This is a genomic window from Jeotgalibacillus sp. S-D1 (assembly GCF_004358665.1).
Classification (GTDB): Bacteria; Bacillota; Bacilli; order Bacillales; family Jeotgalibacillaceae; genus Jeotgalibacillus.
Window position 1 is genome coordinate 55,242 of the sequence record NZ_SMZR01000005.1, and the last position, 12,671, is coordinate 67,912.

The following is a 12,671-nucleotide window of genomic DNA, read 5'->3' on the forward strand; positions in this document are numbered from 1 at the left end:
TTACATTAGATACAGGAGGAAGATTAATGAACTTTAACAGAGTTGCAAAACAGGCATCAGTTATTACACTCAGCACCTTCATCTTACTGGGAGGCAGCGGAACTCAAACATCAGCTGCACCAAAAGATGATCGAGATCACAAGGAAACGTATGATACTTCCCAAATCACCCGCTACGATATGAAACAAATGATTAAACAGCATGGTGACGATAAATTCACTGTACCTGATTTTGATGAATCAACGATCAAAAATATTCCTTCAGCTGTGAAAAAGGATGAAAATGGAAATGAAGTGGTTATGGATGTTTGGGATACCTGGCCGCTGCAAAACGCCGATGGCACGGTGGCAGAATACAATGGCTACCATATCGTTTTTGGACTAGCTGGAGATCCTGAAAATGCCAATGATACATTCATCTACATGTTCTACAAAAAAGTCGGTGAAACATCAATCGATGCCTGGAAAAATGCCGGCAGAGTATTTGAAGATGACGATCATAAGAACGTTCCAGAAGACCCATACTTAAAACATCAAGCAGAGGAATGGTCAGGTTCTGCTACCTTCACTTCTGATGGAGAAGTTCGTTTGTTCTACACAAACCGAGAACCATTTAATGTAGATGAAGGACGCTACGGTAAGCAAACCCTGACCACGGCTCAAGTAAATCTGTCTGAACCAGATACTAAAACACTTGAAATTGATGGTGTTGAAGATTATAAATCCATCTATGAAGGCGGAGACAGCAGCATCTATCAAACTGCTGAAAAAGCATTTGGTGTGGAAGATTCAGGTCAGATGAGCACAATGAGTTCAAACGAAATAAATTTTGATGATAACCATACATTCAGAGATCCTCATTACATTGAAGAAAACGGCCGTAAATACCTTGTCTTTGAAGCAAACACAGGTACAGACTATGGCTATCAGGGTGAAGAATCTCTTTATAACCAAGCATATTACGGCAAAAGCAATAAATTCTTCCAGGATGAAAAAGCGAAGCTTCTTCAAAGCCCTAAAAAGAATTTAGCCGAATTGGCAAATGGCGCAATTGGCATTGTTGAAATAAACGATGACTACACATTAAAAAATGAAATGAAACCATTGATTGTTGCGAACACAGTTACAGATGAAATTGAACGTCCTAACATCTTCAAAAAAGATGGAAAATGGTATCTGTTTACCTCTGCCAGAGGATCTAAAATGACAATTGACGGCATTGATGATGAAGACATCTACCTTCTTGGTTATGTAGCTGATTCTTTAACAGGTGAATATAAGCCGTTAAATAAAACAGGTATTGTGCTGCACCAGGATCTTGATCCTAATGATGTTACCTGGAATTACGCTCACTATGCAATTCCACAGGAAGACAGCGATAATGTCGTTGTGACAAGCTATATGACAAACAGAGGATTCTTTGAAGACCATAAATCCACTTTTGCACCTAGCTTCCTAATGAACATTAAAGGCGGAAAAACATCTGTTGTGGAAGATGGAATTCTTGAGCAAGGTCAAATTTTAGAAGAAGAATAAACGATTGCTGCTTAGCAATTAACATAAAAAAGAAAATGTCAATTTAGTTGGCATTTTCTTTTTTATCTTTGTCAAACGGGCCGTTGATTTCCACTGAAGGCGTTCGCTTTCCGCGGGGCGGGGGTGAGCCATCTTCACAGCAAAGCTGTTCAGAGGTCTCACCTCTCCCGCTGCATCCCGCAGGAGTCTCACACCTTCAGTTCCAATCAACTGTGTACAAATATCTACAGCCAGGTTTAACAAACTTATAATAAGAAAAGAGAAAGCGTGGTGAATTTAAATGAATAAGAACGTTTATCGTTGGATTGGTTTATCGCTGCTTGTATTATTGTTTATCGGAACACTGGTTTATTTTCTTTTACCGGATAAATCAGAAGACCCGTCTTACCGGGCTGACTATCATTTCACTGCACCTGACAATTGGAAAAATGATCCTCAAAAACCGATCTACTTAGATGGGGAGTATCACTACTTTTATCTTTATAATGGCGATTATCCGGATGGCAACGGAACAGAATGGCGCCATTCGACCTCAGAGGACCTGGTGCACTGGAAAGATGAAGGTATTGCCATACCAAAATACACAAATGAAAACGGAGATCCGTGGTCGGGATCAGTCGTTATCGATAAAGAAAACACAGCAGGCTTCGGTAAAGATGCGCTGATAGCCGTTGTTACGCAGCCTTCAAAGAATGATCAAAAACAAGAACAATTTCTTTGGTACAGCACAGACAACGGGAAAACATTCAATTCCTACAGCGACGACCCAATCATGTCCAATCCAGGCACAAAAGATTTCAGAGATCCAAAAATCATTTGGGATGATGAGCATCATAAATGGGTTATGACAATGGCTGAGGGAACAAAGATAGGATTTTATGAATCTGATAACCTGAAGGATTGGCAGTATACGAGCAGTTTTGAAACTGAAAACATTGGTCTGCTGGAATGCCCGGATCTTTATATCATGCGCGCTGATGACGGGACACTCCAATGGGTCCTTGGTGCCAGCGCCAATGGTGAATCAATTGGCAAACCAAATACGTATGCATACTGGACTGGAAGCTTTGATGGAAAAGATTTTATTCCTGATCACCAGGAGCCGAAGTGGCTGGACTACGGCTTTGACTGGTATGGCGGAGTTACGTTTGAAAGCGGGACAGATCCGGATAAATACAATAAAAGATACGCTCTTGCCTGGATGAACAATTGGGCGTATGCAGATAACACACCAACAATGGAGGAAGGATTTAACGGGATGGACTCCATTGTCCGGGAAATTGAATTAAAGCATGAAAATGATGGTCATTATGCCCTGTCCTCCCAGCCTGTCGAAGCACTGGATACATTAACACAGAAGACCGATTCCATTGATCGGATCGAAGTGGATGGTTCAGAAACACTCGATGTTACCGGCGATTCCTATCAGATAGAGGCGGATATTTCCTGGGAAGAACTTACGAACGCAGGCTTCAGACTTCGCGAATCAGATGATCATGAACGTCACGTGGATGTGGGGATTTTTCCAGAACAGAATTATTCCTATGTTAACCGTGCCTTTACTCATCATCCTGATGAAAGTAACGAAATGGTCGAAAATACGGCTCCCTTTGAAGAAGGTAAAAAAGAGGTTCATCTGAAAATTCTCGTTGATAAAACCAGCATTGAGGTTTTTGTGGATGATGGCAAGGTTGCCTATTCGAATTTAATTTTCCCTGAACATGAAGATAAAGGGATTACCCTTTTCTCTGAAGGCGGCACAGCAGCCTTTGAAAATATAAAAATCACACATTTCAATTCCATTCATTAAATCGGATGCAGAATTAAAGATAGGGTACAGGGCCAGAAACGGCCCCCACCCTATCTTTTTATATGTTATTAAACAATCGAAAACCCATCTAGAACATCTGTTAATGCTTTATTGCGAAGGCTGTTTATCTTTCCAAATACTCGTCAAAGGATAAATTTCCAAGGATTCCAGCGTAACCTTTCCTCCCTTACTGTATATTTCAACCCCCTTGCTTGAAGGGTCAGGAAAAATTTGATCAGTAATAACGGTCTCCCCGTTAGTGCCGAATACTTCCACTGAAGAACGATCAACAATCACCTGCATTTTTACTTTCCCATTTGTAACAGACAAAGGGCCATGGTGGTTATCAACAATATTATTTCCATAGTCAAAATCATCCGACCTGGTGCGATCCACAAACAGTGTTTCTTCATTAATATTGTAGCCAATTGTCGTATATTCTCCATTGCCTTTGCGAACTCTGAATCCGAATTCATCTGCATTGGCGTCCGTTATGTCAAATTCAGCAATCATCTCATAGACATCCCCCTGAAAACCGGAGAGAAGACTGCTGTTTCCAGTTATGATCCTATTGCTGCGGGTAATTTTTTTGCTATTATTTCGAATACCATTTAAGGAAACCGGTGATTGCTTCAGCCTCGTCCCCTCCACAGTCTGCGTTAACTCCTTTTTACGGGCCAGCGTAGTGGCGCTTCTCCAGCCTGAAGTTGGCGTGTAATTGGCATATTGCCAGTTGCTCATCCAGCCAATCCAATACTTTTCGCCTTGATTGCCCTCGATCCCGCTCCACTCAACTGCTGCATAAAAGTCTGCTCCATAATCAGTCCACAGTGTTTGATTGGACGGGTTTTCACTGGTAAACGTTTTGCCGTCAAAATCTCCAACAAAATACTGCATTCCGGATCCGCCGGCAGGGGCACCGTCATTAATACTTACCTGAAGCACCCATTTGGTGTTATTGGGATCACCATCGATGGGCAGTTCAACCAGTGTCGGACACTCCCAAATCCCTCCGTTGCTTCCATGTGTGGAATTGACCCAGTCACCGGAAACAGCTGACCATTCGGAAATAAACCCATTTTGAATGATGTCGCCCTGTTCAGGTTCTTTCGCAACCTGGTCAACTTCCTCAGACACAGCACCCTGATTATAGACATTTACATCATCCAAATTGATATGACCCCATCCGCCTGCAGACTGGTCCACAGCTTTAATATAAAATACTTCATCTATATAGTCAGAAGCATCCCATACATATCGTTTATATGTTTCATCCTCATTAAATTTTGTATTGGCCTGACGGATTAATTCTGCGTCATCAGATGCTCGCACCAGTGACACATAGCGGCTGCTGCGGTCATTTCCTGCACCCAGAAGCAGGTTGATTTCCCCTGATCCCCCGAGTTTAAAGTAAGAGGAATGAAGCTCGCCTGTTGCAGCATCGCCGTTATGAAGATCGGAAAACCCCCATAAATGATACGTTCCCTGCTGGCTGAACAATCCACCCCAATAATTCGTTGCAGAGGATACGTGATCAGTGGTAAAAGCATTTCCGTTAACTGCTTTCCACCCTGATAGATCGCCTGTTTCAAAATCATGATTAGCTATTTCATTTTGTGTGGTTTTGATATTGTTGCCCATCTTCACGTTTTGAAATAAAGCGGACGAATTCCAAACATTCAAACCCAGCTGACCGCTTGAATAGGAATCATCCTTTATATCATGCATGATGACACCATCTACAATTACTTTTAACGAGTCATCATATACATCCACTTTCAGGTTGTAGGTTTTATTCATATCAATCTTCATGGGTTTTTCAGCTAAAACCGTAATAACGCCGTTTTCAATCTTCATGAGTTTTACCGTATCATGCAACGCATCAATATTTGCGATATAGCCGTTTTCTGCCTTTTCATCTGACCGAAAAACAAGCGCACCCGCTCCCCCTGCTCCCTTTTCCCCTGAAACCTTAATATCAGCTTCATATAAAAAGTTATCAGCGTTTTGGGCACTCATGTTAAAAACGTCCGTACTCCCGGCTCCTGTTTTACCTGCCAATGTGTTTTCCCATTCCCCATTTATCGCTTTCCACCCTGACAAATTGCTTAAGAAATTTGTGGTGTTCTCAAAGCGAACATCCCGGTAAACTGCCGTTGAAGTTTCTGATACCAGTCCATAAAACCCGTGTTCAAACGTCGGATCGGTTACCTCAATGGTTTTTGTGTCATCAACAAAAACCGAGATGTTGTTCTGGTCTGCGACAACCTTGAGATGGTAAGTAGATGTGTCAATCGGCATTGCTTTGCGGGCAATTTCCTGTACCGCACCATTCACATTTTTACTTAATACAACTGCGTCATTTTTTGCATCTATACTGGCCGTATAGCCATTGCTGCCATTTTTGTCAGAACGGAAAATAAGTCCGCCGGAACCTTCTCTGCCGTTTTTCTTATTAAGTGTAATGTCTCCTTCATACTGAAAGGAACCGCCGCTGTATTCTGACATCGTATAAGAAGTACGGTCCAGACTATTAGATTGAATGCCGCCATCAGGTCCAAACTCGCTTGCAAATGTCCAGTTTTTTAAATTTGGAGAGGTATAAAACATGATTTTATCTTTGGCTGCTAATGACATGATCCACTGATTGGTGTCTTCATGCCAAAATACTTTGGGATCACGCCAGTCTTCTACAGGCGGATCAGGCATGACAGGATTTCCTGTATACTTTTCCCATGTTCTACCTTTATCCAGACTGTAAGCCAGACTTTGAACTTGGCCGATTGAACCTGAATGGGTAAAGATTGCAACCATCGCTTCTTTTCCAAACCCTGCAGTATTATTCCAGTCAATTACAGCGCTGCCCGAAAATATTTGACCCAGTTCATCCGGGTAAAGGGCAATCGGCATATGCTCCCAGTTCACCAGATCTTCGCTGATCGCATGCCCCCAGTGCATTGGCCCCCATGTGGTTCCATATGGATGATACTGATAAAATAAGTGATACTCCCCTTCATAGTAAACCATCCCATTTGGATCATTCATCCAGTTGGCTTCAGGTGAAAAATGAACCTGATTACGATACGTTTCATCATAATAACCAACCGTCTGGGCTGGCGTCTTCATTGGCAAAAAAACGACGGATAAACAGAGCAACAGAATGAAAATCTTCTTCCTGCCGGACCTGAACAAATCTTGTCCTCCTCCTGTCGTATTAGACTAAACTGGTTACGAGCGTAAGCGATCGATGATAACAGCCGACAGAATAACTCCGCCTTTTATGACTAACTGCCAGTAATAGCTGACATCCATCAGTGTAAGACCGTTTGTGATCACTCCCATAATCAAAACCCCAATAATTGTCCCCTGAATCTTCCCCACACCACCAGTCAACTTGGAACCGCCTAAAATGACCGCCGCGATCGCATCCAGCTCATACATATTTCCGGCTGTCGGCTGGCCGGAATATAAACGTCCAGCCAAAATGACCCCGCCTAAGCCGGCAAGCAAGCCACTGATGGAGTACACATTTACCAGTGTCTTTTTTACTTTGATCCCTGTTAATCTCGCAGCCTCTTCATTCCCGCCAATGGCATAAATATGGCGGCCGAACATGGTGTATTTCAACACATAGAACATAATAATATAAATCACAACCATGAAATAGATCGGTGTTGGAATAGCAAAAATAGCGCCTGATCCAATAAACCTGAATGTACTATCTTCAAGCACAACCGGATATCCCCCGCTCGTTACATAGGCAAGTCCGCGTACATACGTCATACTGGCAAGCGTTACGATAAAAGCAGGCAGGCCAAGCTTTGCTGTAAAAAAACCATTAATAAATCCAATAATATACCCTGCTCCCATACCCAACGCCATCGCAAGCAATGGATTGACACCAGCCTGAGAAGCCATTACTGAAACCACACCGGACAGCGCTACAATCGATCCGACGGAAAGGTCAATCCCTCCCGTTAAAATAACAATTGTCATGCCGGCTGCTAAGATCGCAATGACGGACACCTGTTTTAAAATATTCGTCATATTCGCTGCCTCAAGAAAGTTTGGTGCCATGATGGTCATGACAATACACAGCAGAATCAATATGATGATCATTCCAAGCCGGTCCCAAAGAGCAGAAAAATTATGCCCCAATTTAAACCCCCGCTGCGCCTCAGGATGTGCGCTTGGCTGTAAACCCAATTTCATGTTAATGACCTCCCGTAGCGTAATGCATTATTTTTTCCTGCGTCGCCTCTTTTTTCTCCAGCTCGCCTGTTATCCGGCCTTCATGCATGACGAAGATTCTGTCACTTACCCCAAGCACTTCCGGAAGTTCGGATGAAATCATTAACACCGCAAGACCTGCATCTGCAAGCTCAGATATGATTTTATGAATCTCTGTTTTTGCTCCAATATCAACGCCGCGTGTCGGCTCATCCAGCAGCAGAACTTTAGGATTCGTAGACAGCCACCTGGCAATGACGGCTTTTTGCTGGTTCCCTCCGCTTAACCCTGATATAGCCTGGTCAGGCGAAGCCGCGCGGATATTCAGGTTTTTAATATAGTCTCTCGCTTCCCGATCCAGTTTTCTCCAATTAATCGTTCCTTTTTTAATAAACATCTGCAGATCAGCCATCAGAATGTTTTCTTTTACCGACATATCGAGGAACAGTCCCTGCTCTTTTCGGCTTTCAGGCACAAGGGCGATTCCATTTTTAATGGCATCAATTGGCGATTTAATTGATACTTTATCACCCTCAATCAGCACTTCTCCCTGCTGAATTTCGGAGACACCGAAGATCGAACGCACCAGTTCAGTCCGCCCGGCACCTATTAGTCCTGCAAATCCTACTATTTCCCCTGGATAAATGCTGAACGACAAATTTTTTACAAACGTTGAATCACTTAGATTTTTCACTTCAATCACCGGCTTATACGGCATATCCGTTTTCACATACTGACTGGCTCCACGCTGAAACAGATCCTTTAAATCGCGGCCAACCATTAAGCTGACTAAATGATCGGGGTTCGTTTCCATTATTGGTCCGCTTTGAATACACTCTCCATCACGCAGGACCGTATACCGGTCAGATACTTTAAAAATTTCTTCCATTCTGTGAGAAATATAGACTATCGCCACACCCTGCTCCCGCAGATCGTTAATGATCGTGAATAACCGGTCGATTTCTTTATCCGTTAACGACGCTGTCGGTTCATCCATAATTAAGACTTCCGCTTTGTAGGATAGTGCTCTGGCTATTTCAACGATTTGCTGCTGGGCTACGCTTAACGCTGACACGAGCGTCTCAGCTTTTAAATCCGAATCCATAGAGGTTAACACCTCCTGTGCCCGGCTATGTACCTGCTTCCACTTCACCATTCCCAGCTTGTTTCTTGGAAACACAGTGCCCATTAGGATATTTTCACTGATTGATAGATTGGGAGAAAGATTTAGCTCCTGATGAATTACTCCAACTCCCAATTTTCTTGCAATGAGCGGATCCTTCCACATCACCCGCTCCCCTTTATAGGTGATTGCACCGCTTTCCTGATCAGGAAGATGAATACCGGAAAGTATTTTCATTAATGTAGATTTCCCTGCGCCATTCTCCCCCATCAGTGCATGGACTTCGCCAGGATAAAGCTCAATATCAACATTTTTTAAAACGGTTGTGCCGGAGAATGTTTTGCTGATCCCCTCCATTTTTAAAATAGGCCGCATGGAATCAACCGATGTCTTTACGTTTTCTTTAATCAGCATGAGCATTCACTCCTTTACTCTAATAAATGGACAGTTCCTGCTGACATGAGAAACTGCCCATCTTTTTTACCAGCCAGAGTATGACGAAAGATTATCCTGGGTAACCAAATCAACCGGGATTTTTGTCACTTCCTCAACTGATTCACCCTCTATTACCTGGATGCCTACATCCATTGCTTTTACGATCATGTCATCCGGATGCTGTGCTGAGGTTCCGGCAATTGAGCTCCCCTCTTTTTTCATGGCTTCAATGACGTCCGGAGACCCATCAACCCCCACGATATAAAATTCATCCTGGCGTCCAGCCTGCTGCTGGGCAATTTCAGCACCAATTGCTACAGGGTCATTATTGGCAAATACCGCATCGATGGTTCCCGGTTTATTAGCCTGCAGGATACTTTCCATTACCTGAAGTCCTTTTTCACGGTTTCCTTCCCCATTTTGTTTTGCAATAACGTTGATATCTGTACCTTCAATCGTATCTTCAAACCCTGCAATACGGTCTTTCACAGCCGTTACAGGAGGTCCGTCAATAACAACAACATTTCCTTTTCCTCCAAGATCTTCAATCATATATTCAGCTGCCAGAACACCTGCCTGATAATTGTCAGATGTCACTGTTCCCTCAATTCCCCCATCTGCACCAACGTCCACAGAAATAATCGGAATTCCCGCTGCATCTGCCTGCGCGACTGCTCCTGCAATCCCTTTGGAATCAACCGCGTTTAACAGAATCAGATCAACGCCCTGAGTAATAAAATTTTCGATTTGTGATGTTTGTTTTGCCAGATCAGCATCAGCTGCCTGTACGATAATTTCTGCACCCAGCTCCTCTGCATGCGCTTCAGCAGCATTACTCATTGATACAAAAAATGGATTATCCAGATTGTTAACCGTCAAGCCAATCTTAAGTTCTTTGCTGCCCTCACCGCTTGTCGCAACAGCCCCGTCCTCGCCCTCTCCAGAAGACGACTCTCCACTCGTACACGCTGTCAGCAATAAAAGTAAAATGCTTAACACCATCAGGCCGTTTATACGCTTGTTTACTCTGTTCATTGTTTCTCCCCCTCTATCAATTTTCATTAAATGAATGCGCTTACATTTCATTAATTACTAATCTCTCCTTTCCATTTTTGAATACGCAAAAAACAAAATGGCTGGTTCTCTGGGTGTCGATGAATTTCGTGACTTGATAAGATTAAACATGATTGTTTTTGCTTATTAATGATCATATAACCACAGTTAATTAATGTCAATGATTTTTTTAACAATTCAGACATTGTTTATAAAAGGCTTTAAATCAATATTTATACGTTTTTCATCTGATAAAACTACATGAAATCGCTTTGAAACACCATGATCATTTATGATCGTTTTATTCATTTATGTCATTTATTTTTATGGAAAATTTAGTATGATAATTGCTATTATAGGAAATCAGTTCGATGAATTTGACTGTTTAACAACGAAACAGTCATAAAAACACTTAAATCCACCACCATTTAAAAATGTAAACGTTTTATTTACGAAGCGGTCATCCCTTATAATAAAAAAGATCAGGGAAAGGAGAATTTTTTTATGTTCATGGAGGAACGGAAAGCGCAGATTTTAGACTATCTGCGACATATGTCCCGCGCGTCTGTGCAGGACTTAAGCAGTCATTTTAACGTTTCGGATTCAACGATACGAAGAGATTTGAAGGAATTGGAGGAAACCGATAGCATACAGAGGACACATGGAGGGGCGATTCTATCACAAACAGTCAGCTTTGAACCTGCTATGAGAGAGAAGGAAAAAAATTATACCGCAGAAAAGAAAGCGATCGCTAGAAAAGCTGTGGAGTTTATTAATTCCGGGGATGCCATTCTACTGGATTCCGGCACAACTACATACGAGCTGGTGAAAGAATTAAAAACCTTTTCCCACCTTTCCATCGTGACAAATTCCATTATCATCATTCAGGAGCTGGCTCATATACCAGGCCTGGACGTTATGCTGCTTGGGGGAAATTTACGAAGAGAAACATCCGCTTTGGTTGGTCCGTTTGCTGAACAATCCCTCAGCATGATCCGGGTTGATAAAGCATTTATCGGAACGAACGGAATCGATCTTGAAGAGGGCATCATCACAACACCAAACCTTACAGAGGCCAGAATCAAAAGGCTGATGATTACCAATGCACGGCAGACAATCCTCCTTGCAGATCACAGTAAAATCGGCAAGGTCAACTTTGCCAAGGTTGCTGATTTGAGTGAGATTGATGTGTGTATTTCTGACAATCGTGTGCCCGATTACTATGAAAAAGATATGAGTAAATGGCAGGTAAATACCCATTTAGTTCAACCAAGAACCACTTAACTCTGCACCAGTGGAAAATGATTATAAAAAACAAAGAATGTCTTCAGGAATATGCTCATGAAGACATTCTATTTGTCATTTGATGAGTTTTGATCCAGCCTCTTATCTCAGGAAAACAATCCATTTACCGATTTTACCGATTGAATTCAATCAAATTCCCATCCGGATCGCTGATAAATACCTGATGCCAATCGGTTTTATTATCGGGTTTATTTAGAATTTCAACTTGAAACGTTTTCAATCGAGCAATAAACTTTTCTATATCTTTTACCCGTATTGCAAAATGTCCGTCACGGGAGTCAATTTTTGATGTTCCCCGCAGTGTTTTTCCATCTTTATGCACAATTAAATGAAGCTGCGTATTACCTAATTGATACCATGCCCCCGGGAAGTCGAAATCCGGGCGTTCACTGCTTTCTTGAAATCCGAGTACCTCTTCGTAAAATTGCTTCGATTTTTCCAGATCTGTTACCAGTATCGAGACATGATGAATTCCCTCGTACATTAAACCACCTCTTTCTTTTTTCAGGCTGCACTTTCAGTCAAATGCAGCTGGATATTGAACCTGCCCTTTAACATTTTCTAATGAATTGTCAGTCAGCTCCAGTGCCATAAACACGTCATCAGGAACGTCAAAAGGTGCCCGGATCTCCCAGGACGAAGCTTTCTTAAAGCCAAACTTAGGATAATAGTCTTTATGACCCAACACAATAACAGACAGATAGCCTAGCTGCTTCGCTTTTTGTAAACCCTCGGCAATCAGACTGCTGCCTATACCGCCCTTGATACTCAGGCAATACAGAGACCGGAGCCAGCGCCAGTGAATCAGTGGATTTATCGCCATCTGTTATGACAATTTTGGACAGTAGAATATGGCCAATAATTCCGTCTAGATCCGTTACTAATGACAATTCAGGAACAAATTCCGCTGACCTTCGAATACGGCTGACAAGGTCATGTTCCTTTTTATCACTGTATTCTTCATGTTGAAATGCAAGCTTTACGATCTGTTCTGTTTTCTCATAATCCCGTTCCATCTCTTGCCGTATAACCACGCTTACTCCCCGCTTTCTGGTAAAAGAGCTTTGGTAAATAGACTAACAAAAGGAAAACACAAATCAAACTATTTGAATTCTATTTTTATTATAGTAAAAGCGAGTAACATACCTTGGAGTTTCGTATTCTTCTAAAAAAGTTGAGC

At 42.3% G+C, this 12,671-nt stretch carries 8 protein-coding genes and 2 pseudogenes; 3 read left to right on the top strand and 7 right to left on the bottom strand.

Annotation, left to right across the window (positions count from 1 at the left end; translation table 11 throughout):
- Positions 1–26 precede the first annotated feature (26 nt).
- Together E2R51_RS14540 and E2R51_RS14550 are read left to right on the top strand one after the other, a co-directional pair.
- Entirely contained in the window at positions 27–1,535 is a 1,509-nt protein-coding gene (locus E2R51_RS14540) for a glycoside hydrolase family 68 protein (protein ID WP_133377824.1), read from the top strand.
- A 280-nt stretch (positions 1,536–1,815) separates the two neighbouring features.
- Positions 1,816–3,345 (top strand): glycoside hydrolase family 32 protein, encoded by a 1,530-nt coding sequence (locus E2R51_RS14550; RefSeq protein WP_133377826.1) that lies wholly within the window; start codon positions 1,816–1,818, stop codon positions 3,343–3,345.
- A 108-nt stretch (positions 3,346–3,453) separates the two neighbouring features.
- Here E2R51_RS14550 and E2R51_RS14555 read toward each other — a convergent pair whose 3' ends face one another.
- From E2R51_RS14555 to E2R51_RS14570, 5 genes and pseudogenes are all read right to left on the bottom strand, one after another.
- Positions 3,454–5,889 (bottom strand): glycoside hydrolase family 32 protein, encoded by a 2,436-nt coding sequence (locus tag E2R51_RS14555; protein WP_483299950.1) that lies wholly within the window; start codon positions 5,887–5,889, stop codon positions 3,454–3,456.
- Positions 5,890–6,471: pseudogene (locus E2R51_RS20655) on the bottom strand (glycoside hydrolase family 32 protein); the annotation flags it as partial.
- A gap of 102 nt (positions 6,472–6,573) precedes the next feature.
- Positions 6,574–7,557 (bottom strand): ABC transporter permease, encoded by a 984-nt coding sequence (locus E2R51_RS14560; protein WP_133377827.1) that lies wholly within the window; start codon positions 7,555–7,557, stop codon positions 6,574–6,576.
- Between the two features lies 1 nt (position 7,558).
- Entirely contained in the window at positions 7,559–9,112 is a 1,554-nt protein-coding gene (locus E2R51_RS14565) for a sugar ABC transporter ATP-binding protein (protein ID WP_306462125.1), read from the bottom strand.
- 66 nt (positions 9,113–9,178) lie between these two features.
- Complete coding sequence (locus E2R51_RS14570) at positions 9,179–10,168, bottom strand: substrate-binding domain-containing protein (RefSeq protein WP_240733095.1); 990 nt, start codon at positions 10,166–10,168, stop codon at positions 9,179–9,181.
- Between the two features lie 522 nt (positions 10,169–10,690).
- Here E2R51_RS14570 and E2R51_RS14575 point away from each other — a divergent pair.
- A complete protein-coding gene (locus E2R51_RS14575) occupies positions 10,691–11,470 on the top strand; it encodes a DeoR/GlpR family DNA-binding transcription regulator (RefSeq protein WP_133377829.1) in 780 nt (259 codons plus the stop codon).
- Between the two features lie 133 nt (positions 11,471–11,603).
- Here the strand turns inward: E2R51_RS14575 and E2R51_RS14580 are convergent, their stop codons facing one another.
- Both E2R51_RS14580 and E2R51_RS14585 read right to left on the bottom strand, forming a co-directional pair.
- Positions 11,604–11,975 carry a VOC family protein gene (locus E2R51_RS14580; protein WP_133377830.1) on the bottom strand — a complete coding sequence of 124 codons (372 nt, stop codon included), beginning with the start codon at positions 11,973–11,975 and terminating at the stop codon, positions 11,604–11,606.
- 33 nt (positions 11,976–12,008) lie between these two features.
- Positions 12,009–12,507 (bottom strand): annotated as a pseudogene (locus E2R51_RS14585) (GNAT family N-acetyltransferase).
- Positions 12,508–12,671 lie beyond the last annotated feature (164 nt).